Source organism: Stenotrophomonas sp. SMYL8, from assembly GCF_036320065.1.
GTDB classification, from domain to species: domain Bacteria; phylum Pseudomonadota; class Gammaproteobacteria; order Xanthomonadales; family Xanthomonadaceae; genus Stenotrophomonas; species Stenotrophomonas maltophilia_A.
The window spans coordinates 1-21,326 of sequence record NZ_JAWIRR010000005.1; the positions used below are offsets into that span (position 1 = coordinate 1).

General features: G+C 67.3%; 21 protein-coding genes and 1 pseudogene. 14 read left to right on the plus strand and 8 right to left on the minus strand.

Translation table 11 applies throughout. The annotated features are described in order from the left end of the window. A pseudogene (locus V3B25_RS06215) lies at positions 1 to 314 on the plus strand (ferredoxin--NADP reductase); the annotation flags it as partial. Positions 315 to 464: 150 nt separating this feature from the next. Here V3B25_RS06215 and V3B25_RS06220 read toward each other — a convergent pair. The 3 genes from V3B25_RS06220 to V3B25_RS06230 form a co-directional block, all read right to left on the minus strand. Next, positions 465 to 1,640 (minus strand): lytic polysaccharide monooxygenase, encoded by a 1,176-nt coding sequence (locus tag V3B25_RS06220; RefSeq protein ID WP_329810322.1) that lies wholly within the window; start codon positions 1,638 to 1,640, stop codon positions 465 to 467. A gap of 178 nt (positions 1,641 to 1,818) precedes the next feature. Then, positions 1,819 to 2,991, minus strand: a complete 1,173-nt coding sequence (locus V3B25_RS06225; RefSeq protein WP_329810323.1) for a lytic polysaccharide monooxygenase — start codon at positions 2,989 to 2,991, stop codon at positions 1,819 to 1,821. 233 nt (positions 2,992 to 3,224) lie between these two features. Continuing rightward, on the minus strand, positions 3,225 to 3,710 hold the full coding sequence (locus tag V3B25_RS06230) for a DUF1203 domain-containing protein (RefSeq protein ID WP_329810324.1): 486 nt from the start codon (positions 3,708 to 3,710) through the stop codon (positions 3,225 to 3,227). A 153-nt stretch (positions 3,711 to 3,863) separates the two neighbouring features. On the opposite strand from V3B25_RS06230, the gene V3B25_RS06235 reads away from it, so the two are divergent. The 4 genes from V3B25_RS06235 (at position 3,864) to V3B25_RS06250 (ending at position 8,585) form a co-directional block, all read left to right on the plus strand. Beyond that, a complete protein-coding gene (locus V3B25_RS06235) occupies positions 3,864 to 5,066 on the plus strand; it encodes a GGDEF domain-containing protein (RefSeq protein WP_049424145.1) in 1,203 nt (400 codons plus the stop codon). Between the two features lie 68 nt (positions 5,067 to 5,134). After that, a complete protein-coding gene (locus V3B25_RS06240; protein WP_164080909.1) occupies positions 5,135 to 6,661 on the plus strand; it encodes an alpha/beta fold hydrolase in 1,527 nt (508 codons plus the stop codon). Further along, positions 6,658 to 7,404: an ATP-binding cassette domain-containing protein gene (locus tag V3B25_RS06245; protein ID WP_012512433.1), complete on the plus strand. Its 747-nt coding sequence runs from the start codon at positions 6,658 to 6,660 to the stop codon at positions 7,402 to 7,404. Before V3B25_RS06240 ends, V3B25_RS06245 begins: the two co-directional genes overlap by 4 nt. Further along, positions 7,401 to 8,585 carry an ABC transporter permease gene (locus tag V3B25_RS06250; RefSeq protein ID WP_049424141.1) on the plus strand — a complete coding sequence of 395 codons (1,185 nt, stop codon included), beginning with the start codon at positions 7,401 to 7,403 and terminating at the stop codon, positions 8,583 to 8,585. The genes V3B25_RS06245 and V3B25_RS06250 overlap by 4 nt, the downstream gene beginning before the upstream one ends. A gap of 71 nt (positions 8,586 to 8,656) precedes the next feature. On the opposite strand, the gene V3B25_RS06255 is transcribed toward V3B25_RS06250, so the two are convergent. Together V3B25_RS06255 and V3B25_RS06260 are read right to left on the minus strand one after the other, a co-directional pair. Continuing rightward, positions 8,657 to 9,082, minus strand: coding sequence for a hypothetical protein (locus V3B25_RS06255; protein WP_049424139.1), 426 nt, complete (start codon positions 9,080 to 9,082; stop codon positions 8,657 to 8,659). A 67-nt stretch (positions 9,083 to 9,149) separates the two neighbouring features. Next, on the minus strand, positions 9,150 to 9,935 hold the full coding sequence (locus V3B25_RS06260) for a helix-turn-helix transcriptional regulator (RefSeq protein WP_049424137.1): 786 nt from the start codon (positions 9,933 to 9,935) through the stop codon (positions 9,150 to 9,152). Positions 9,936 to 10,012: 77 nt separating this feature from the next. Here V3B25_RS06260 and V3B25_RS06265 point away from each other — a divergent pair, with 77 nt between their 5' ends. Beyond that, the gene (locus V3B25_RS06265) at positions 10,013 to 10,267 is read left to right on the plus strand and encodes a hypothetical protein (protein WP_049424135.1); all 255 of its coding nucleotides are present in this window, start codon (positions 10,013 to 10,015) and stop codon (positions 10,265 to 10,267) included. Positions 10,268 to 10,351: 84 nt separating this feature from the next. On the opposite strand, the gene V3B25_RS06270 is transcribed toward V3B25_RS06265, so the two are convergent. Together V3B25_RS06270 and V3B25_RS06275 are read right to left on the minus strand one after the other, a co-directional pair. Continuing rightward, positions 10,352 to 11,353, minus strand: a complete 1,002-nt coding sequence (locus V3B25_RS06270) for an energy transducer TonB (protein ID WP_049424132.1) — start codon at positions 11,351 to 11,353, stop codon at positions 10,352 to 10,354. A gap of 201 nt (positions 11,354 to 11,554) precedes the next feature. Further along, positions 11,555 to 12,184, minus strand: coding sequence for a TIGR00645 family protein (locus tag V3B25_RS06275; protein WP_032129129.1), 630 nt, complete (start codon positions 12,182 to 12,184; stop codon positions 11,555 to 11,557). A gap of 110 nt (positions 12,185 to 12,294) precedes the next feature. Here V3B25_RS06275 and V3B25_RS06280 point away from each other — a divergent pair, with 110 nt between their 5' ends. From V3B25_RS06280 to V3B25_RS06295, 4 genes are all read left to right on the plus strand, one after another. Further along, positions 12,295 to 12,984, plus strand: a complete 690-nt coding sequence (locus V3B25_RS06280) for a glutathione binding-like protein (protein ID WP_049424130.1) — start codon at positions 12,295 to 12,297, stop codon at positions 12,982 to 12,984. Positions 12,985 to 13,128: 144 nt separating this feature from the next. Next, a complete protein-coding gene (locus V3B25_RS06285; protein WP_032129127.1) occupies positions 13,129 to 15,354 on the plus strand; it encodes a S9 family peptidase in 2,226 nt (741 codons plus the stop codon). Between the two features lie 25 nt (positions 15,355 to 15,379). Continuing rightward, positions 15,380 to 15,895 carry a cytochrome c oxidase assembly factor Coa1 family protein gene (locus V3B25_RS06290; RefSeq protein WP_329810325.1) on the plus strand — a complete coding sequence of 172 codons (516 nt, stop codon included), beginning with the start codon at positions 15,380 to 15,382 and terminating at the stop codon, positions 15,893 to 15,895. Positions 15,896 to 15,962: 67 nt separating this feature from the next. Further along, positions 15,963 to 17,762, plus strand: coding sequence for a DUF885 domain-containing protein (locus V3B25_RS06295; protein WP_201117615.1), 1,800 nt, complete (start codon positions 15,963 to 15,965; stop codon positions 17,760 to 17,762). 189 nt (positions 17,763 to 17,951) lie between these two features. Here the strand turns inward: V3B25_RS06295 and V3B25_RS06300 are convergent, their stop codons facing one another. Then, positions 17,952 to 18,416, minus strand: a complete 465-nt coding sequence (locus V3B25_RS06300; RefSeq protein WP_014038879.1) for a hypothetical protein — start codon at positions 18,414 to 18,416, stop codon at positions 17,952 to 17,954. Positions 18,417 to 18,600: 184 nt separating this feature from the next. On the opposite strand from V3B25_RS06300, the gene V3B25_RS06305 reads away from it, so the two are divergent. The 4 genes from V3B25_RS06305 to V3B25_RS06320 all read left to right on the plus strand — a co-directional run bounded on the left by V3B25_RS06305 (position 18,601) and on the right by V3B25_RS06320 (position 21,200). Next, the gene (locus V3B25_RS06305; protein WP_006475755.1) at positions 18,601 to 18,849 is read left to right on the plus strand and encodes a hypothetical protein; all 249 of its coding nucleotides are present in this window, start codon (positions 18,601 to 18,603) and stop codon (positions 18,847 to 18,849) included. A gap of 122 nt (positions 18,850 to 18,971) precedes the next feature. Continuing rightward, positions 18,972 to 19,889, plus strand: a complete 918-nt coding sequence (locus V3B25_RS06310) for a bestrophin family ion channel (RefSeq protein WP_049424123.1) — start codon at positions 18,972 to 18,974, stop codon at positions 19,887 to 19,889. Positions 19,890 to 19,908: 19 nt separating this feature from the next. Further along, positions 19,909 to 20,898 (plus strand): porphobilinogen synthase, encoded by a 990-nt coding sequence (gene hemB, locus V3B25_RS06315; RefSeq protein WP_032129123.1) that lies wholly within the window; start codon positions 19,909 to 19,911, stop codon positions 20,896 to 20,898. Between the two features lie 32 nt (positions 20,899 to 20,930). Continuing rightward, positions 20,931 to 21,200, plus strand: coding sequence for an SHOCT domain-containing protein (locus V3B25_RS06320; RefSeq protein ID WP_049424121.1), 270 nt, complete (start codon positions 20,931 to 20,933; stop codon positions 21,198 to 21,200). The last annotated feature ends 126 nt before the right edge of the window (positions 21,201 to 21,326 follow it).

Genomic DNA, 21,326 nt, shown 5'->3' on the forward strand with positions numbered 1-21,326 from the left:
AGATCGTGCTGCTGCAGGGCGCGCGCAGCCCGGGCGAGCTGCTGTATAGCGAAGATTTCTACAGCTTCGCCGAAAAACACCCGAACTTCCGCTATGTTCCATGCCTGTCGCGCGAACTGCCGGCTGATCCGCAACTGGACGTGCAGCACGGCTACGTCCAGCAGGCGCTGGCCGGCTTCACCCCGGACCCGGCCACCGACATTGCCTACCTGTGCGGCAACCCGGACATGGTCGACGCCTGTGCCGAACTGCTGAAGGCCGCTGGCCTGGGCAACCCGCAGATCCGCCGCGAGAAGTACGTCAGCAGCAAGTAAGTCCGGGTAGCGCCGGCCGCGGGCCGGCAACCGCGTGGACCCTGGTAGTGCCGGCCGCTGGCCGGCAACCGCGTGGACCCTGGTAGTGCCGGCCGCTGGCCGGCAACCCCATGAAACGGAGGCGGCATCACGCCGCCCCGGTGTCCAGCCTCAGTACGCGATCCAGGCGTCGCGCCACGCATAGCCGGTGCCCGGACGATAGGCATCGGCGTTGATGTTGCACCAGGCGCCTTCCGGGAACGGGCGGCAGGCGTACAGCTTGCCGTCGGTGCCCTTCACCACGGTCTCGCCCGGCTTGTAGCTGCCGAGGCCGGCCGGGTACACGAAGTCGAAGTCGCCGCCCGGCGGATCGACCGGATCGATCGGGCCCGGACCCGGCACCTGGGTTTCCAGCTGGAAGCGGTTGCCCGGCTTCAGGTACACGCGGTTGTCGGTAGCCGAGGCGACCGGTGTGATCACGCCGTTCTTCATCACGCCCACGCGGGCGTGCTGTGCGCTGGCGTTGACCTTGCGGGCCAGGGCCAGCGGCCACTGCGTCGGGCTGGTCTGGCCGGTCGCCAGCTTGGTTTCCAGACGCTCCAGGTCATTGCCGTTGGCGTTGAACACGCGCAGGGTCACGGTGCTGTCCACCTCCAGCGCGCCATTGGCGGTTACTGCACCGGCATCCTGCCACTGCGGCGGCGGAACCACGCCACCGCCACCTTCGAAGCGCACGTCCATGCAGGTATAGAACGCTTCCTGCGAATCCGAGCGCTGCCAGGTGTTGTAGATGATGTGCTGGCCACTGCGCTTGGGCAGCGGGCAGTCCAGCTTGTAGACGCCGCCTTCGGACAGCGGCACGTTGCCCAGGGTGCAGAATTCCTGCAGGTCGGCCCAGCGCAGCGGGCTGCCCGGCTGCCAGCCATCGCGGGTGACATAGAACTTCCACTCGCGGGTGGCGTGCGGCGCCGGTGCCCGGAATTCGAAGGTGTAGCGGCCGCGCGAATCGGCGCGGACCGGGGTGGTCGGCCAGTCGCTGCGGTTCAGGTCGAGCCCGCGGTACTTGGGGATGCTGGCGCTGCACAGCTCGCCGTCACGCACCAGATCGCGGTGGTTGCCATTGGCGTTGCCGTGGGCGATCGCGCTCCAGTCATAGAACGGCTGCGCGCCACCGATGGCCTTGGCCGCGGCACAGGCCGGGTTGGTCGGGTTCTCCGGATTGCCCTCGTGGCACTGCTTCACGCGGCTGAGCGGCTTGGTCATGGTGCCGTGTGCGAAGGCGCTGCCGGACAGGGCCAGGCCGGCAACGACGGACAGAGCGAGGACTGCCCGGTGGGACAGGTGCATGCAGGAACTCCTTTGCGAAGTGTGGGAAACCTCGCGCAGTCTTCACATGCAGGGCCGTCGGCAACATCGGACAAGTTTGAAATCGATGGCGGCTGTGTTCGATCTGCAACACGGTGCTCACTGTGCAGCCATCCGGGCGAAAGGCGGTGCACTGTGCACCGCCTCCCGCATCACTGCCTCAGTACGCGATCCACGCATCGCGCCATGCTGCACCCACGCCCGGCCGGTAGGCTTCGGCGTTGACGTTGCACCATGCACCTTCCGGGAACGGGCGGCAGGCATAAAGCTTGCCGTCGCCGCCCTTCACCACGGTCTGGCCCGGCACGTAGCTGCCGATACCGGCGGGATACACGTGGTCAAAATCACCGCCCGGTGATGGCGTGCCGGGGTCGGGCACCTGGGTATCGAGCTGGAAGCGGTTGCCATCCTTCAGGTACACGCGGTTGGCGGTGGCCGAGGCCGTCGGTGTGATCACGCCATTGCTGAGCACGCCCACGCTTGCGTGCTGGGCGCTGGTATTGACCTTGCGGGCCAGCGCCAACGGCCACTGCGCGGCCGCAGTCTGGCCACTGGCCAGGGTCGCTTCCACGCGTTCGACGTCATTGCCGTTGGCGTTGAACACGCGCAACGCCAGGGTGGTGCCGACCGGCAGCTCGCCGCGCGCGGTGACCGGGCCGGCATCCTGCCACTGCGCTGCGGGCGGAGTGCTGCCACCGCCTCCTTCAAAGCGCACGTCCATGCAGGTGTAGAACGCTTCGGTCGAATCCGAGCGCTGCCAGGTGTTGTAGATCACATGCTGGCCGCTGCGCTGTGGCAGCGTGCACTGCAGCTTGTAGGTGCCATCGGCCGACAGCGGCGTGTTGCCCAGCGTGCAGAACTCCTGCAGATCGGCCCAACGCAGCGGGCTGCCCGGTTGCCAGCCGTCGCGGGTGACGAAGAAGCGCCAGTCACGCGTGGCGTGCGGCGCGGTTGCCTTGAACACGAAGGTGAACTTGCCGTTGGCGTCTGGCTGGATCGGTGTGGTCTGCCAGTCGCTGCGGTTTACATCCAGCCCACGGAAGGTCGGGTTGTTGCCGCTGCACAGCTTGCCGTCGGGCACCACGGCCTGGTGGTTGCCGTTGGCATTGGCCTGGTTGATGCCATTCCAGTCGTAGAACGCCTGCGAACCGCCTACCGCTTTCGCGGCGGCGCAGGCCGGGTTGGTCGGGTTCTCCGGATTGCCCTGGAAACAGGCATAAACGCGGCTGACCGGCGTGGTCATGGTGCCGTGGGCGAATGCGTTGCCGGCCAGGCACAGGCCCGCAGCGGCGAACGAGGTGGCCAGCAACAGCGGTGTGGATCGGAATGACATGGCGCTTCCTTGTGGTCGTCGAAAGAGAACGGTGACCGCAGGAGCTGCGCTGCACGGCGGGCTTTCGGCGGCACCACGGCGAGTATCGAGTCGCGATGCAGGCTGAGGAACCACGGAAGCGCCGATCCGTGACTGTGGGTGTGAAGCCCTTCCCGCAGGCTTCACGCGGGACTGAACGGATGCGCTGGTGATCACGTGTTCGGCGTGGCATCGATCACGTCGTGGAGATCCTGCTACGTCGACGCCATACCCACTCGATCCGCCTGGCATGAGAAGCAACCGTGGGCCGCGTTGTGCAGTTGCACGAAGGCCACGGCAGGGTCGGCAAACAGCGCGTCCAGCCGGGCGGCAACATCAGTGCCCGCGCTGATCTCTGCGGCCAGCATCAATGCAGCCTGGTCATAGGCGCGCAACGAGATCGTACGGCGCTGTACATAGGCGGGCACCTCACCCGGCGGCATCACGCAGCGCGTTACGCCACGCTGCACGAAGATCGGGCCCGAGGCGTGATAGGGCGAGTGCAGCGGCAGGTGCACATGGGACAACAGCAGCAGCTCGCTGCCGCTGGGCGGATCGCTCAGGCTGATCCGGCAGGGATGGCCTCCTGTTTCGCCGGCCCAGCGACGCTGGATGCCCAGCGCAGCCAGCGCGGTGTCACTCTTCTCGAACAGGTGCTGGAAGGGGCGGTGGTCGAGGCCACCGAGGTACCACGCATGCATGGGCGTCTCCTTGGTTTTCCCGGATTCTGCGCACGCACCGGCCGTCATGCTCGCCGTTTTCAGACCCGGCATCGCCATCGGGCCAGGCAGTGCCACGGGGATCGCACCACAAGGCGCTAAGATGCGCGCGCCGCCCCGGCCGACGAGCGCCGCATGTCCCTGGATTTCCCCACCATCACCGTGCTTGGCTTCCTGCTCTGCATCGGCATCGCCGTGGGGTTCTCGCTGCTGCTGGTCGTGCTGCGCGGGCAACCGGTGCTGCGCCAGTGGACCGCCAGCCTGTGGCTGCTGACCCTGGGCGTGACCCTGCTGGCGCTGCGCCCCTACCTGCCGTTGGCGCCGGCCATACTGGCCGGGAATGCGGCGATGGCCGGTTGCGCGGTGCTGATGCTGCGCGGCGTGGCGCTGCATCTGGAACAGCCGCTGCCGCTGTGGCGGCCGTTGTTGATGGCAGCCGCGTTCATGGCCTGCATCTTCGCCTTCCTGGTGCTCTGGCCGGACCTGGGCGTGCGCCTGCAGGTGTTCAGTGTGTTCACGCTGCTGGTCGATGGCTGGATCGCATGGCTGCTGCTGCGGCATGCCCCCGTGCAGCAGCGCACCAGCTGCCGTCTGGCGGCGGCGGTGTTCCTGGCCGAGGCGGCACTGTACGCGGTGCGCCTGTTCCTGCCGGTGGCGCCCGATGCCGGTGAGGACATCATGCGCACCGGCACGCCGATGTTCGTCACCTACATTGCCGGGGTGATGCTGGAGCTGGCGCGATGTTTCGCGATGGTGCTGCTGCTGGTCGAGCGCATGCTGGTCGATCTGCGGCGTGCGGCACGCACCGATGGCCTGACCGGGCTGCTCAACCGCAGCGCGGTGCTGGCCGATGGCCAGGCGCAGTTGCAGCGGCTGCGTCGGCAGGGCCGGCCACTGGCCCTGCTGCTGGTCGACGTCGATCACTTCAAGCAGATCAACGACCGCTGGGGCCACCTGGCCGGTGACCAGGTACTGCGTCACTTCGCTGCGCTGCTGCAGCACGGTTTGCAGGGCCACGACACGCTGCTGGGCCGCTACGGTGGCGAGGAGTTCGTGCTGGTGCTGGCCGGCAGCACACAGGGTGAAGCGATGGCGTGGGCCGCCGCGATCCGTACCGCTCTGCAGCAGAAGCCGGCGCGGCTGGGCACCGGGCCGGTGACGGTCACCGCCAGCATCGGCCTGGCCATGGACGACGGCCATGGCGACCTGTCCACGCTGCTGGCAGCGGCGGATGCGGCGCTGTACCGGGCCAAGGCCGCAGGCCGCGACCGCCTGGCCTGCGCCACGCCCGCGGAGATTTCGCGTCTGCCCATCGCCGACGACGCCGTGCCCGTGTAAGTTGAGTCACATCTTCCGCGGCAGCCCGTCGTGGTTGCCAGGAACGTCCTCCAGGGGAAACGAGCACGATGCAAAGACACCACCTCGCGTTGGCCGCGGCGTTGGCCAGCCTGATGCTTGCCGGTTGCAGCCAGTCACCATCACCCGGCGCCGAAAGCGCCAGCGATGCACCCAGCCGCCGTTTCGGCACGATCGACTTCCAGCCCTGCACGTTGTCCACCGAAGGCGCCAGCGCCAACGTGGAAGCGCAGTGCGCCACCCTGCAGGTGCCGGAGGACCGGGCCCAGCCCGATGGCCGACGCATTGGCCTGCGCATCGCCTGGCTGGAATCGGGCAGCAGCGGCTCCAGCCAGCCCGACCCGGTGTTCTTCCTGGCCGGTGGTCCCGGCCAGGCGGCCAGCGAAGTGGCGGTCATCGTCGATACCGCGCTGCGCCAGGTGCGCAAGCAGCGCGACATCTTCCTTGTCGACCAGCGGGGTACCGGTGGCTCCAACCCGCTCAGCTGCCTCGGCGCGGACGGCAAGGACCTGCAGATGGACGAGGACGCCGCTCCCACCGAGGCGTCGCTGCGCGACTACGCGCAGCGCTGCGCGGCCTCGCTGCAGGGGCGTGCCGATGCCCGCTTCTACACGACCACCGAAGCCATCGCCGACCTGGATGCGGTACGCCAGGCCTTGGGCGTGGACCGGATCAACCTGGTCGGCGGCTCATACGGTACCCGCGTGGCCCAGCGCTATGCCGGTGCCTATCCGCAGCACACCCGCAGCATCGTCATCGATGGCGTAGTGCCCAATGAACTGGTGGTGGGCGGCGACTTCGCCACGACGTTCGAGGATGCGATCGCCCTGCAGTCGGCGCAGTGCCGCAAGGATGCCGCCTGCAGCAAACGCTTCCCGACCGACACCCGCGCGCAGCTGCGCAGCGTGGTCGAGACCCTGCGCCGTGCGCCGGTCTCGGTGGAGTATCGCGACCCCGGCACCAACCAGACCCGGCAGGATGTGCTGAGTCCGGACAGCGTGATCGGCCTGGCGTTCGCCTTCTCCTATGTGCCGCAGTATTCCTCGCTGCTGCCGCTGGTGCTCGATGAAGCCGCGCATGGCCGCTATGCACCGCTGGCGTCGCTGGCACGCGGTGCGAGCCGCAGCATGGATTTCCAGATCAACCGAGGCATGCAGTGGTCGGTGATCTGCAGCGAGGATGCGCCGCGTTACAAGGCGCCGGCCGAGGACCCGGAGCGACTGTTCGGCAACGACGTGGCCAGTGCCTTCTTCGCGGCCTGCCCGGTATGGCCGCACCAGCCGGCGCCAGCGGCCAATGCCGTGCCGCTGCGCAGCGACGTACCGGCGCTGCTGCTGTCCGGTGAACTCGACCCGGTGACGCCACCACGCTATGCCGAACAGGTCCTCAAGGGCCTGCCCAATGGCCGCGCGCTGGTCGCCCGCGGCCAGGGCCACGGCACGCTGAGTGCCGGCTGCATGCCGCGCCTGCTCGGCCAGTTCATCGACAAGACCGATGCCAAGGCGCTGGATGCCGGCTGCCTGGACACGCTGAGCTACGTGCCGGCGTTCACCTCGTTCAACGGATGGGAACCATGATCGTCGCCGACAACCTGCACAAGGCTTTCGACACCCGCACCGGCCGCATCCAGGCGGTCTCCAACGTCGGCTTCCGCGCCGAGGACGGCCGCATCACCGGTCTGCTGGGCCCCAATGGTGCCGGCAAGACCACTACCATGCGCATGCTGTACACGCTGATGACCCCGGACCAGGGCAGCATCAGCGTCGATGGTGTCGATGCCGCACGCAATCCGGTGGAAGTACGCCGCCACCTTGGCGTGCTGCCCGATGCGCGTGGCGTCTACAAGCGCCTGACCGCGCGCGAGAACATCGCCTACTTCGGCGAGCTGCATGGCCTGTCGGCCGAGCGCATCCGCGAACGCATCGAAGTGCTGTCGCATGCCCTGGACATGGGTGACATCCTCGACCGCCAGACCGATGGCTTCTCGCAGGGCCAGCGCACCAAGACCGCGATCGCCCGCGCGCTGGTGCACGACCCGCGCAACGTCATTCTGGATGAGCCGACCAACGGCCTGGACGTGATGACCACGCGCGCACTGCGCCGCTTCCTGCTGGGCCTGCGCGAAGAGGGCCGCTGCGTGATCCTGTCCAGCCACATCATGCAGGAGGTGGCCGCGCTGTGCGATCACATCGTGATCATCGCCAAGGGCACGGTGATGGCTGCCGGCAGCGCCGATGAACTGCGTGCGCAAGCCGGCGAATCCAACCTGGAAGACGCGTTCGTGAAACTGATCGGCAGCGAAGAGGGCCTGCACGCATGAGCATGATGTCGACCCTGATGACGGTGATGCGCAAGGAACTGCGCGACCTTTCCCGTGATCGCCGCACGCTGCTGCTGACCCTGCTGTTCGGGCCGCTGCTGTACCCGGTGCTGCTGCTGGGCATGGGCAAGCTGGCCGAGAGCCGGGTACGCACCCAGATCGAACAACCGCTGCAGATTCCGACCATCGGTGCGGACAACGCCCCCAATCTGGTGCGTTTCCTCGCCGCGCAGGGGCTGAACACCGCACCGGCGCCGAAGGACCTGGCCGAGGCCATCCGCAGCCAGGACATCGACGTGGCGCTGCGCATCAGCGATGACTTCGGCCAGGACTGGGCCGATGGCAAGCCGGCGCTGGTGGAGGTGATCAAGGACAGTACCCGCCGTGCCGCTGAAGTGCCCAGTGCGCGTCTGGAGGCGGCGCTGGCGACCTACAACGGCCAGGTGGGCGCGCTGCGATTGATGGCGCGTGGCATCGACGCTCAGGTGGCGCGGCCGCTGGACGTGGCACGCCAGGACCTGGCCAGTGCCGAAGCCAAGCGCGGCATGATCCTGTCGATGCTGCTGCCGGTGCTGCTCACGCTGACCTCGTTCATCGGCGGCGCCTATCTGGTGATGGATGCCACCGCCGGCGAGCGCGAGCGGCAGTCACTGGAACCGCTGCTGGCCACGCCCGGCTCGCGCAGCGCGATCGTCAGCGGCAAGATCGCGGCTGCCTGCGTGGTCGGGTTCGTATCGCTGCTGCTGACCCTGGTGGCGTTCAAGGTGAGCGCACAGATCGCGCCCGGCAACATCGGCCGCCAGTTCAACATGAACGTCGCCTCGATGCTGCAGATGCTGCTGGTGATGTTGCCGATGCTGATGATCGGCACCTCGCTGCTGACCTTCCTGTCGGCCGCGGCCAAGAGCATGAAGGAAGCGCAGAGCCACATGACCTGGCTGATGCTGTTGCCGATGATGCCCGGCTACGCGCTGGTGGCCTATCCGCTGAAGAGCGAGCTGTGGCAGTACGCCGTGCCGTTCCTGTCGCAGAACCAGATGCTGTTGAAGGTGATCCGCCACGAGACCATCACGCCGTCGGTCTGGGCCATCTATCTCGGTGCCAGCCTCGGCCTGGCCGCACTGCTGTGGTTCGCCGCCGTGCGCCGTTACCACAACGAGCGCCTGGCGATCTCGGGCTGACTGCCACTGGTAGTGCCGGGCCGTGCCCGGCGGATATGAAACGAGGCCCGGTCATTCCGGGCCTCTCTTTTTCAGGCCTGTGCTGCCTGCCAAGCAGCGAAGCGTTGAGCGATCACCGGTGCCAGTCGGTCGAAGTTCTCCCAGGTATCGGCGACGTGGTACAGCGACGGGAGATCATCCGCGAGCAGCTCGATGTAATCGTCGGGGTACAGGCAATCATCGGCCTGGTAGTACCCCAGCGTGAATGCGTTCGCCTCGTCGTTGATCATCTCGTCAACGAACTTGCCATCGCACACCAGAAGGAACTGACCCGGTGTCATCGTGCGCCGGGTCAAGGCTTCCAGCTCGTCCTGCATGTCATCAGCCAGTTCCTCGTCCGCCATGCCCTGCAACAACAGCCAGGCCAGGTACATGCCAATGTGGGTGGCACCGGCTTCAGCCGGAAGATCCGCGGGGAAGTCACCGTCGGAATGCCAGCTGGCGTCGTCATACTTCATGCGTCTTCCTTTTGAGATCAATCCGCAGTTTAGGTCGCGAGGAAAGACAGCGGGAGCGTTGAATACGTCAACCGCCGGCATACCGCGCAGGCGTCACCCCCATCTCGCGCTTGAACACGGCGATGAAGGCACTGGGTGTGTCGTAGCCCATCGACAGCGCGACGCTGATCACCGGCTCTCCCGCCAGCAGGCGTGGTAGTGCCAGCAGCACCCGCAGGCGTTGCCGCCATTGGCTCAGCGTCATGTGGGTCTCGGCCAGCCAATGGCGCGCCAGGCTGCGGCTGGACAGTCCAATCGCGGCCGCCCAGTCCTCGACGCTGCGAAGATCGTCTGGTGAACGTGTAAGTGCGGCAGCGATCCGTCGCAGGCGACGGTCGCGCGGTTGTGGCAGGGCAAGCGGCAGAGGCGTGCTGGCGGCAATCTCATCGGCGATCACACCGGCCAGTCGTGCCTGTGTGGCATCAAGCGGAACATGCGGCCACTGCAGCGCCCGAATCACCGCGGCCTGCAGCAGGGGCACCGGCTGGAAGATGCGAGGGGCTGCAGGCAGGTCGGTGCAGGCCTGCGCGCTGAAGTACAGGCTCCAGCCGTCGAACGCACTGGTACTGGCCAGTGCGTGGGGCAGCGAAGGTGGTATCCAGGCGACATGACCCGCCGGCAGCAGCCAGTGCAGGTCGCCCACCTCGATCCGCAGCAGGCCCTGATGTGCACCCAGCAGCTGCCCGCGGGCGTGCTGGTGGCGTGCCGTGCGGCGCGGACCCGGCAGGCGCAGCTGCGCCCCCAGCAATGCAGGCCCGTCGGCGGCATTGGCCAGCGCCGGGTCAATCAATGCGGTGGTTGTCTGATCTGCCATATCAATTGGCAGTTATACGGCAGAAACGTCGCGTCCGGGCTCCGACACTGGAGCCCACTTCAACGGAGCGCTTCCCCATGCAGCCACAGGACATTCTTCCGGACCATCAGAACGAGGTGCAGGTAAATGGCCTCACCGTGCGCAAGGGCAGCGTCGGTGCCTTCCTGGCCAGCGTCCGTGCCTGGCAGGATCCCACCGGCGATGATGCCACCCGCGCCACTGCCGAAGCCGACCTGCGTGCGTTGCTGCCCGGCCTGCATGCGCTGGGCCTGTTCCAGGTGCTGGCTGCGCGCGATCCGGCGTTGCAGCGCCTGATTGATGGCGTTGCCTGAAACGGACAAGGCCCGGACGGACCGGGCCTTGGCGTCATGGAGGTGGCAGAAACGACTTAATCCCCTCCGTCCCCTTTTTTGCGGTCAGCCGCCCGGTGCGAATACCAGGGTGCGGCGGGTGGTGACCGGCGCGTTGACCGGCTCGAAGCGCCAGCGCTTGACCGCGTTCAGGGCTTCGCGGTCGAAGGTCCGTCCCGACGTCGCGCGCAGCACGCGGGCGCTGACCACTGAGCCGTCGGTACCGACGGTGATCTCCACCAGCACTTCGCCCGACGTTCCCGAACGCAGTGCCTCGGCCGGATAGCGCGGCGCCGGCGTGCTGACCGGGCGGAGGGTGGGAGCTGCCGCGGCGGCTGCCTGGCGTGCGGCGCTGGCCTGTTGGGCGGCGGCCTGCTGCTGTTTCTGTTCGGCATCGCGACGGGCCGCGGCCTGGCGCTCCGCCTCCTGGCGCTCGTTGTCGCGGCGTGCGGCATCCTGCTGCGCGGCAATCTGCTTGGCCGCATCGGCTTCCTTGGCGCGCTGCTCGGTCAGGCGCTGCTGTTCGGCCTGCTGCTTGGTCCGGTCTTCGGCGTCCTTCCTGGCCTTCTCGGCTTCGGTCTCGCTGCGCTTGGCCGCATTTTCCACGCCCTTGGCCAGGCCTTCCTTCAGGCGCGGCAGGGCGGGAGCGGAGGCGTCCACCTTCTCGATCAGTGCCACCAGGCGCTGCGCCTCGGTGTAGTCCTCGCGGCCCAGGTGCTGCTCGGCGGCGATCAGGGTGTAGGGCAGCAGGTCGGTCAGCGCGCTCTTCACCGACGCGTCGTCCGGTGTCTTGTCGCGCAGGGCGAGGTAGTACTCGATGGCGTTGTCGCCGGCCGGCGCGTACATGCGGTTCTCGCGCAGTGCCTGGCTGGCCGATTCACGCAGCTGTTCGGTGCCCATGGACTGCACCTTGGCGGCGACCACCGGTGCGGCCGGTGCAGCGGTGGCGGGTGCGGCGGCCGGGGCCGGTGCTGCAGATTCTTCCTTTCCCGAGCAGGCGGCCAGCGCCAGTGCCAAAGCAACCGGCAGCCACCGGCGCGCGGCGGTGATCGTTGAGACGTGCGACATCCTGCTCCCCTCTAGAAGACGACGTGACGTAAATCGTTGATACGCATGGCCGGGACCTGTGGTCCGGGCGCGGAACGATGACGTTTCCCGACGCCACCGCCGGCAACGGCGAGGGTGCAATCTAGCATCCCGGCCACCGCCGCGTACAAGGGGGAGGGGCTGGGATGGGGCAGCGGCGAAGGACCGCTGCCGGTTGCCGCATCAGTGGTCGTGCGACTTGCTGTGGCTGTTGGACATCAGCTTGTCGGTCCAGGCAATACCGATCGCCGACAGGATGAACACGCAGTGGATGATGGTCTGCCACAGCACGCCTTCCTGGGTCATGGTCGTGCAGGTATCGACACCAGCGTTGTAGAAGCTGGTCGAAGCCGACGACACTGCTGCTGCCCATTGTTCCGGCTTGCACAGCGGCAGTCCCTTCAGCGCGCTGGTGGCGATGAAAGTCTTCAGCAGGTGGATCGAGGAGATGCCGATGATCGCCATTGCCAGCTTCACCTTCAGCACGCTGGCGTTGACGTGGCTCAGCCATTCCGGCTGGTCCGGGTGGCCTTCCAGGCGCAGGCGCGAGACGAAGGTCTCGTAGCCACCGACGATCACCATCACCAGCAGGTTGGAGATCATCACCACGTCGATCAGGCCCAGCACGATCAGCATGATCTGCTGTTCGCCCATCGAGACCGAGTGGGACAGCAGGTGCCACAGTTCCTTGCCGAACAGGAACACGTAGACGCACTGGGCAAGGATCAGGCCCAGGTACAGCGGCAGCTGCAGCCAGCGCGAGGCGAAGATCAGCGAGGACAACGGGGACAGGGGGCGAGGACTGTGGCTCATGCAGGACAGTGCGTTTCGGGGGAGCCGCGAGGTTACCGGCCTGCCGTGACGGTGCCAACCCAACTCTCGCACTAGACTTCAGGTTCCTTTCCGCACCCCGAGCCGCCGCCATGATCGACCTGTATTACTGGCCCACCCCGAACGGCCACAAAGTGACCCTGCTGTTGGAAGAAGCCGGCCTGGAGTACCGCATCCATCCGGTCAACATCGGCTCGGGCGACCAGTTCAAGCCGGAATTCCTTGCGATCTCGCCCAACAACAAGATGCCTGCGATTGTCGACCACGCCCCGGCCGATGGCGGCGCCCCGCAGAGCGTGTTCGAGTCCGGCGCGATCCTGCTGTATCTGGCCGAGAAGACCGGCCAGTTCCTGCCCAGCGACCCGCGCGGCCGCGTCACCACCCTGGAGTGGCTGTTCTGGCAGATGGCCGGCCTGGGTCCGATGAGCGGCCAGATGGGCCACTTCAATGTGTATGCGCCGGAGAAGATCCCGTATGCGATCGAGCGCTACGACAACGAAGTGCGCCGCCTGCACGGGGTGATGGACAAGCGACTGGCCCAGCACGCCTTCCTGGCTGGCGACGCGTACACCATTGCCGACATGGCCAGCTACCCGTGGATCGGTGCCTACGACAAGCTGCCAGTGGATTTCGCCGCGTTCCCGAACCTCAAGCGCTGGCACGAAGTGATTGCTGCACGCCCGGCCACCCAGCGCGCCTATGCCCTGCGCCAGCAGGTGAACCCCAACGCCGGCAAGCCGCTCAGCGACGAAGAGCGCAAGCACCTGTTCGGCCAGCGTTGACCCGGAACGGTGGGTGCCGACCGTTGGTCGGCATGCCTCATGGGCAGAAGGTCATGCTGCCTTCCCGCACCGGCTTGGTTAGGATGGAGGCTGACCGCCCCGCGTCCATCGCGGTGGCGGACCTGCCGTTTGCCGGGATCCTCCATGCGCCACCTGTTCGCTTCGCTCGCCCTCATGCTCGCCACCAGTACCGCCGCCCACGCCGAAAAGCTGACCCTGGAAGCCATCACCGGCCCGCTGCCGCTGTCCGGCCCGACCCTGATGAAGCCGAAGGTCGCCCCCGATGGTTCGCAGGTCAGCTTCCTGCGCGGCAAGGACAGCGACCGCAACCAGCTGGACCTGTGGACCTATGACATTGGCAGCGGCCAGACCCGCCTGCTGGTGGATTCCAAGGTGGTGCTGCCCGGCACCGAGACCCTCAGCGATGAGGAAAAGGCCCGCCGCGAGCGCCAGCGCATCGCCGCGATGACCGGTATCGTCGATTACCAGTGGTCGCCGGACGCGCAGCGCCTGCTGTTCCCGTTGGGCGGTGAGCTGTACCTGTACGACCTCAAGCAGCAGGGCCAAGCCGCAGTGCGCCAGCTGACCCACGGTGAAGGATTCGCCACCGACGCCAAGCTGTCGCCCAAGGGCGGTTTCGTCAGCTTCATCCGCGGCCGCAACCTGTGGGTGATCGACCTGGCCAGCGGCAAGCAGCTGCAGCTCACCCGCGACGGCAGCACCACCATCGGCAACGGCGTGGCCGAGTTCGTCGCCGACGAGGAAATGGACCGCCACACCGGCTACTGGTGGGCGCCGGATGATTCGGCCATCGCCTTCGCGCGCATCGATGAAGCACCGGTGCCGGTGCAGAAGCGCTACGAGGTCTACGCCGACCGCACCGACGTGATCGAGCAGCGTTACCCGGCCGCGGGCGACGCCAACGTGCGCGTGCAGCTGGGCGTGATCGCACCGGCCGCCGATGCGCAGCCGCGCTGGGTCGACCTGGGCAAGGAACAGGACATCTATCTGGCTCGTGTCGATTGGCGCGATGCGCAGCACCTGAGCTTCCAGCGCCAGTCGCGCGACCAGAAGCAGCTGGACCTGGTGGAAGTGGCGCTCGATTCCAACCGTCAGCGCGTGCTCGCCCACGAGACCAGCCCGACCTGGGTGCCGCTGCACAACAGCCTGCGTTTCCTCGATGACGGCAGCGTGCTGTGGTCGTCCGAGCGCACCGGTTTCCAGCATCTGTACCGTATCGACAGCAAGGGCAAGGCCACCGCGTTGACCCACGGCAACTGGCCGGTGGACGAACTGCTGGCGGTCGATGAGAAGGCTGGCAAGGCCTACTTCCGCGCCGGCATCGAGACCTCGCGCGAAAGCCAGATCTACGCGGTGTCGCTGCAGGGCGGTGAGCCGCAGCGCCTGTCGAAGGCACCGGGCATGCACAGCGCCAGCTTCGCCCGCAATGCCAGCGTCTATGTCGACAGCTGGTCCAACAGCACCACGCCGCCGCAGATCGAACTGTTCCGCGCCAATGGCGAGAAGATCGCCACCCTGCTCGAGAACGATCTGGCGGACCCGAAGCATCCGTATGCGCGTTACCGCGATGCACAGCGCCCGATCGAGTTCGGCACGCTGACCGCGGCCGACGGCAAGACCCCGCTCAACTACAGCCTGATCAAGCCGGCCGGCTTCGATCCGTCCAAGCGTTACCCGGTGGCGGTGTACGTCTACGGTGGCCCGGCCAGCCAGACCGTCACCGACAGCTGGCCCGGTCGTGGCGACCACCTGTTCAACCAGTACCTGGCCCAGCAGGGCTACGTGGTGTTCTCGCTGGACAACCGCGGCACCCCGCGCCGTGGCCGTGACTTCGGTGGCGCGTTGTACGGCAAGCAGGGCACGGTGGAAGTGACCGACCAGCTGCGCGGCGTGACCTGGCTGAAGCAGCAATCGTGGGTGGACCCGGCGCGCATCGGCGTGCAGGGCTGGTCCAACGGTGGCTACATGACCCTGATGCTGCTGGCCAAGGCCTCGAATCAGTACGCCTGTGGCGTGGCCGGTGCGCCGGTGACCGACTGGGGCCTGTACGACAGCCACTACACCGAACGCTACATGGACCTGCCGGCGCGCAACGAAGCGGGTTACCGCGAAGCGCGCGTGCTGACCCATATCGACGGCCTGCGCTCGCCGCTGCTGCTGATCCACGGCATGGCCGACGACAACGTCTTGTTCACCAATTCCACCAGCCTGATGAGCGCGTTGCAGAAGCGTGCACAGCCGTTCGAGCTGATGACCTACCCGGGTGCCAAGCATGGCCTGTCCGGCGCCGATGCCCTGCATCGCTACCGCGTGGCCGAAGCCTTCCTGGGACGTTGCCTGAAGCCCTGATCCACAGCCGGGAAGGAGCCCGCCGATGACCCTGCCACCACCGATTCCCGCCCATCGACAGACGTCCGCCGGTTGGTGGTGCCGTCATTGGCGCTGGGCGATGCCGTTGACGGTGGTGCTGGTGCTGGGCGGCGCCGGTGGCGTGGTGACCTGGAGCGTGCTGCGCTGGAGCGAGGCGGCACGCGAGAGCCCGCCGATGCGCGAAGCGTTGCGCCGCGCGGGCTGCAGCATCGAACTGGTGGAAGCCTTTGGCGAGCCGCTGCATATCGAATCGATGCCGCTGGGCAGCATGCAGACCGCGATGAACGGCCAGCGCGACGTCGGCCTGACCGTTGCGCTGGAAGGACCGCATGCGCACGGCCGGCTGTTCGTGCAGGGTACCCGCAGTGACGACGTGTGGGACTACCCGGTGATGTACGTGCTGGGCGAGAACAAGCAGACGTTCGACCTGACCGCACTGGATGACGTTGAAGCCGCGCAGGAATGCGAACTGCAGGCCTGCCGCGAGCGCGGCGAGTGCCCGCTGACCGCGGCGTTGTGACCTCCGGCCGATTGTCGCCGCCGCGCTGAGCGCGTAGGGTGCGGGCAACCCTGTCCTGGAGTGCACCATGAAGCCGATCGCGTTGGCCGTTGCCCTGGCCCTGACCGCTGCCCCGTTGCTGTCCGCACCGCCGGCGCTGGCTGCACCCGCCGCCAAGGCCGCTACCCCGGCCAGCCCGGCCTGGGTGGCCCGCAGCAACGCACTGGCGCAGATCCTGCTCGATGCGCAGGGCCCGTTCCAGCCGGAAGAAACCGGCTTCTTCGGCGTGCCCGGCTACGATGACAAGGTGGCTGACCTCGGCCCGGACAACGGCAAGCGCTACCGCGCCGCGATGGCCAAGGCACGCGACGAACTGAAGGCGAAGCTGGCCGCCGAGCAGGATCCCAATGTCCGCCAGGACCTGGAGATCATGATCCACGCGGCCAACCAGAACATCGAAGGCAGCGAGCTCAACGAGAAGTACCTGCTGCCGTGGAGCGATGCGCCGCAGACGGTGTTCAGCGGCCTCAACCTGCTGCTGTCCGACCAGGTGCCCGCTGAGCGTCGGGCCAAGGCGATCAACCGCCTCAAGGCCTATGCCGGCCTGCAACCGGGCGGCACCGCGTTCACCACGCTGGCCCGCCAGCGCTACGAGGAACGGCTGAAGGACGGCAGCCTGCTGCAGCCGACGAAGATCGAAGTGCAGCAGTCGCTGGACAACGTCGAGACCTACATCACCGGCATCGAGTCGCTGCTGAAGAAGTACCAGATCGCCGGCGCCGACGAAGCGATGAAGGCCCTGGCCGGGCAGATGAAGGACTACGCCAGCTGGACGCGCTCGACCGTGCTGCCGAAGGCGCGCACCGACGCACGCCTGCCGGCGCCGTTGTACGCCTACCAGCTCAAGCAGGTCGGCATCGACATCGACCCGAAGCTGCTGATGCAGCGCGCGCAGCTGGAATTCATGGAAACCCGTTCGGCGATGCAGCAGCTGGCACCGCTGGTGGTGAAGGACAAGGGCCTGAAGGTGGCCGATCCGAGCGACCCGGTGGCGGTGATCCGCGCGCTGAAGGCCGACAAGATCGCCGACGATCATCTGGAAGGCCACTACCGCAAGGTGATCGATGCGATCGATCCGCTGATCCGCGAGCACGCCATCGTCGATGTGCCCAAGCGCGCCATGCAGATGCGCCTGGGTTCGGCCGCCGAGAGCGCGGCCAGCCCGGCACCGCATTTCCTGCCGGCGCCGCTGGTCAACAACACCGGGCAGCAGGGCACCTTCGTGCTGCCGCTGGGCAACCCGGCCGCGGGCCCGGGCGCGCAGTACGATGATTTCAACTTCGGCGCGGCGGCGTGGACGCTGAGCGCGCATGAAGGCCGCCCCGGCCACGAGCTGCAGTTCACCGCCATGGTCGAGCGTGGCGTCTCGCTGGCACGCACCATGTTCGCGTTCAATTCGGTGAACGTGGAGGGCTGGGCGTTGTATGCCGAGGCCGAGATGGTGCCGTACGAGCCGCTGGACGGGCAGATGATCGCCCTGCAGTTCCGCCTGCTGCGCGCCGCGCGCGCGATGCTGGACCCGATGCTCAACCTTGGCCTGACCGATCGTGCCAACGGCGAGCGCGTGCTGATCGAGCAGGTCGGCCTGTCCAAGGCGATGGCCACCCAGGAACTGGACCGCTACATGGTGCGCATGCCGGGCCAGGCCGGCAGCTACTTCTACGGCTACACCCGCATCCTGGAACTGCGCATGCAGACCGAGCTGGCACTGGGTGCGAAGTTTGATCGCCTGGCGTTCAACAACTTCCTGCTCGACCAGGGCCTGCTGCCGCCGGACCAGCTGGCCGATGCGGTGAACAAGGTGTTCGTGCCGAAGTACAAGCGCTGAGCATCACCGGTAGTGCCGGCCACTGGTCGGCGCCGCGGGTTTCGTGCCAACCAAGGTTGGCACCTACCAGAGCGATGCGTCGGTTATTGCAGGGGTAGTGCCGGCCGCTGGCCGGCATTTCCCTTGGGCAGAGAGGATTCCTGAGGTTGCCGGCCAGCGGCCGGCACGACCGGCGGTGACCCTCGCGGGTCACCGCTGCGGTTGCGGCGTAATCACTTGTGTCGGCAACCGCGCGGGCGGTGCCGGATTCGGCACCCAGATCGCGACGCCGGCGGCGCGCTTCTGCGTGGTCGGAATACCGATGCCGACGCCGCCACCGACGTGCGAGCCGAACGTGCCGGCGCCGACCGACATGCCCACCGGCGAGCCACTGCTGCCCACGCCCATCAACACCACGCCATTGGCGCCGAGCGCGGCGGCCTCACGCTTCAGGCGTGCCACGGCGGCATCGGTCTGGCCCTGGGTGCCGAAGCCGACGGCGGACGCCGATTCCAGCTGGGCGATTTCCTGGGAACCGGCCGGTGGCGTCGAATAGATCTGCACCAGCGCCGGATCGATCGGTGCGCGGGCGCGGCCCAGCATCACCTTGGAGGTACTGGCACAGCCAGCGGCGACCAGCAGGATGGCCGCCAACGCGGCCCAACGGATGTTCATGGCACGACCCCTGTAGGACTGGTTGCGATCATCGGCGGGCCACTCTGAATCGGCGCCAACACCCGGGCCAGGGCACGCACGGCAGCACGCTAGCACGGCGGGGGTGACAGCCCCGCCAATGGCAGTAGGCGGCGGCAGCGGGAACGTCTATGGTTGGGGCAGGAACCAACTGCGGGAGAGCGGCATGGGTGTGATCAGTCTGTTGTGGGGCGTACTGGCGCTGTTGTGGATGATCCTGGCGCTGATTCCACTGCTGGGCTGGGGCAACTGGTTCCTGATCCCGTTCGCTGCGGTGGGCGCGGTCATCGCCGCGCTCGGCATCCTGTTCACCCACCCGAGCAAGCGTGGCCGGGCCTGGGCCGGGCTGGTGCTGAACGGCATCGTGGTGGTGGTGGGCATCCTCCGGCTCGGCCTGGGTGGCGGCGTGATCTGAGCCCGCACCCGGGTGCGACAGGGCGTCGCAGGCGCACGGTCCATGGCCGGGCAGGGGCGTACAATGAATGCCTGCGCGAGCCCCCCGCGTGCCTGTGAATCCGCGCCCGGCGCGGCTGCCCCATGATCATCCGACCCCGTCCCCACGGCTGGCAACTGCTCTACATCCTGCGCGGCTCGATCGTCAAAGCGATCGCGCCCAAGGTGCTGGCCATCCTGATCCTGTCCATTGCCGTGGCCGCAGTGGTGGAACTGGCGCCACCGACCGGCATCGAGCGTGTCTCGGTCACGCCGTTCACCCTGCTTGGCCTGGTGCTGTCGATCTTCCTCAGCTTCCGCAACAGCGCCTGCTATGACCGGTGGTGGGAAGGCCGCAAGCTGTGGGGTCAGCTGGTCTACGAATCGCGCTCGCTGGCCCGCCAGGTCAACCTGCTGCTGGCCGATGACGCGGGCCGCCGTCGCCGCATCGCCTACCTCACCACCGCCTTCGCCCATGCCCTGGCCGGTCGCCTGCGCGGGCGTATCGTGGCGCTGATGGCCCTGCCATGGCTGGACAAGCGCCAGCGCGAACAGCTCGGCCAGCGCGAGAACGTGCCCGACGCGCTGTTGTCGATGATCGCCGCCGAGCTGGCCCAGGCCCTGCGTGCCGGTGACCTCGACCCGATCCTCTACGCCCAGCTGGAGGACCGTCTGCACGCGATGTCGTCGATCCAGGCCGGCTGCGAGCGCATCCTCACCACGCCGCTGCCGTTCGCCTACACCCTGCTGCTGCACCGTTGCGCGTGGATGTTCTGCGTGCTGCTGCCGTTCGGCCTGGCCAGTTCGCTGGGTTGGGGCACGCCGGTGCTGTCGGCGGTGCTGGCCTATGCCTTCTTCGGTCTGGACCAGCTGGGCGAAGAAATGGAAGACCCGTTCGGCCTGGAGCCGAACGACCTGCCGCTGGACGCGCTGGTGCGCACGATCGAGATCGACCAGCTCGACGCGCTCGGCGAACGCCCATTGCCCGAACCCCTGCTGCCGCAGGGCTACCTGTTGCAATAGCCACTCCTCGGAGCCTGCCATGTCCCACCCGCTTTACCGCCCGCGCCGCATGCGCCATGACGAGTTCTCGCGCCGCCTGATGCGCGAGAACACGCTGACCACCGACGACCTGATCTACCCGGTGTTCGTGCACGAACTGGCTGGCCGCACCGCGGTGCCGTCGATGCCGGGCGTGGAGCGGCTGTCGATCGAAGAACTGCTGAAGGTGGCCGAAGAGGCGCTGGAGCTGGGCATTCCGGTGATCGACCTGTTCCCGGTGATCGACCCGTCGCTGAAGTCGCTGGATGCATCGGCGGCGTGGGCCGAGGACGGCCTGGCGCAGCGTGCGATCCGCGCGCTGAAGTCGCGCTTCCCGGAACTGGGGGTGATGACCGACGTGGCGCTGGACCCGTACACCACCCACGGCCAGGACGGCATCATCGACGACAAGGGCTATGTGCTGAACGACATCACTGTCGAGGCGCTGGTCAAGCAGTCGGTATCGCACGCCGAGGCCGGTGTGGACATCGTCTCGCCGTCGGACATGATGGACGGCCGCATCGGCGCGATCCGTCGTGCGCTGGATGCCGACAACCACATCAACGTGCGCATCATGGCCTACTCGGCCAAGTACGCCTCGGCGTTCTACGGTCCGTTCCGCGATGCGGTGGGCAGCGCCGCCAGCCTCGGCAAGGCCGACAAGAAGACCTACCAGATGGACCCTGCCAACGGCGACGAGGCCCTGCGCGAGATCGCGCTGGACCTGGAAGAGGGCGCCGACATGGTGATGGTCAAGCCGGGCATGCCGTACCTGGACCTGGTGCGCCGGGTGAAGGAAAAATTCGGCGTGCCGACCTTCGCCTACCAGGTGAGTGGCGAGTACGCGATGATGAAGGCCGCCTTCGCCAACGGCTGGCTGGACGAACGCGCCTGCGTGCTGGAGTCGCTGCTGGGCTTCAAGCGGGCCGGCGCCGATGGCGTGCTGACCTATTTCGCGCCGCAGGTGGCGCGATGGCTGCGCGAGCGCTGACAATAGCGCTACGATAGACGGAGGATTACGCGATGGGACCCGAACTGGGATGGATGCAATGGCTGATCTGGGGCATCGGTACGCTGGTGTTCGGCGCCATCATCGTCGGTGTCTTCATCGCGGCCTGGCGGGCCGGCAAGCGCCCGCCGGAGCAGCTCTCCGCCGCCCGCCATGTCGCCCGTGAGCAGGCCCTGCCGGACAGCGTGCAGGCTGAACTGGCCGCGTTGAACCAGCGCAAGGACAACGGCCAGCTGAGCGAAGTGGAGTACGAGCAGTTGCGCGCCAAGGTGTTGTCGCGCTGACGGGCGGGTGCCAACCTTGGTTGGCACTTTCCCGCATGCCAACCAAGGTTGGCATCTACCAAGCGGCCATCCACGCACGGCGTGGATCTACCGCACGCATCTGGCGCCTCCATCGCCCTGGTAGCC

Coding starts and splice junctions, on each gene's coding strand:
- V3B25_RS06220 (WP_329810322.1), bottom strand. CDS start 1,640: ATGCACCTGTCCCACCGGGCAGTCCTCGCTCTGTCCGTCGTTGCCGGC.
- V3B25_RS06225 (WP_329810323.1), bottom strand. CDS start 2,991: ATGTCATTCCGATCCACACCGCTGTTGCTGGCCACCTCGTTCGCCGCT.
- V3B25_RS06230 (WP_329810324.1), bottom strand. CDS start 3,710: ATGCATGCGTGGTACCTCGGTGGCCTCGACCACCGCCCCTTCCAGCAC.
- V3B25_RS06235 (WP_049424145.1), top strand. CDS start 3,864: ATGTCCCTGGATTTCCCCACCATCACCGTGCTTGGCTTCCTGCTCTGC.
- V3B25_RS06240 (WP_164080909.1), top strand. CDS start 5,135: ATGCAAAGACACCACCTCGCGTTGGCCGCGGCGTTGGCCAGCCTGATG.
- V3B25_RS06245 (WP_012512433.1), top strand. CDS start 6,658: ATGATCGTCGCCGACAACCTGCACAAGGCTTTCGACACCCGCACCGGC.
- V3B25_RS06250 (WP_049424141.1), top strand. CDS start 7,401: ATGAGCATGATGTCGACCCTGATGACGGTGATGCGCAAGGAACTGCGC.
- V3B25_RS06255 (WP_049424139.1), bottom strand. CDS start 9,082: ATGAAGTATGACGACGCCAGCTGGCATTCCGACGGTGACTTCCCCGCG.
- V3B25_RS06260 (WP_049424137.1), bottom strand. CDS start 9,935: ATGGCAGATCAGACAACCACCGCATTGATTGACCCGGCGCTGGCCAAT.
- V3B25_RS06265 (WP_049424135.1), top strand. CDS start 10,013: ATGCAGCCACAGGACATTCTTCCGGACCATCAGAACGAGGTGCAGGTA.
- V3B25_RS06270 (WP_049424132.1), bottom strand. CDS start 11,353: ATGTCGCACGTCTCAACGATCACCGCCGCGCGCCGGTGGCTGCCGGTT.
- V3B25_RS06275 (WP_032129129.1), bottom strand. CDS start 12,184: ATGAGCCACAGTCCTCGCCCCCTGTCCCCGTTGTCCTCGCTGATCTTC.
- V3B25_RS06280 (WP_049424130.1), top strand. CDS start 12,295: ATGATCGACCTGTATTACTGGCCCACCCCGAACGGCCACAAAGTGACC.
- V3B25_RS06285 (WP_032129127.1), top strand. CDS start 13,129: ATGCGCCACCTGTTCGCTTCGCTCGCCCTCATGCTCGCCACCAGTACC.
- V3B25_RS06290 (WP_329810325.1), top strand. CDS start 15,380: ATGACCCTGCCACCACCGATTCCCGCCCATCGACAGACGTCCGCCGGT.
- V3B25_RS06295 (WP_201117615.1), top strand. CDS start 15,963: ATGAAGCCGATCGCGTTGGCCGTTGCCCTGGCCCTGACCGCTGCCCCG.
- V3B25_RS06300 (WP_014038879.1), bottom strand. CDS start 18,416: ATGAACATCCGTTGGGCCGCGTTGGCGGCCATCCTGCTGGTCGCCGCT.
- V3B25_RS06305 (WP_006475755.1), top strand. CDS start 18,601: ATGGGTGTGATCAGTCTGTTGTGGGGCGTACTGGCGCTGTTGTGGATG.
- V3B25_RS06310 (WP_049424123.1), top strand. CDS start 18,972: ATGATCATCCGACCCCGTCCCCACGGCTGGCAACTGCTCTACATCCTG.
- hemB (WP_032129123.1), top strand. CDS start 19,909: ATGTCCCACCCGCTTTACCGCCCGCGCCGCATGCGCCATGACGAGTTC.
- V3B25_RS06320 (WP_049424121.1), top strand. CDS start 20,931: ATGGGACCCGAACTGGGATGGATGCAATGGCTGATCTGGGGCATCGGT.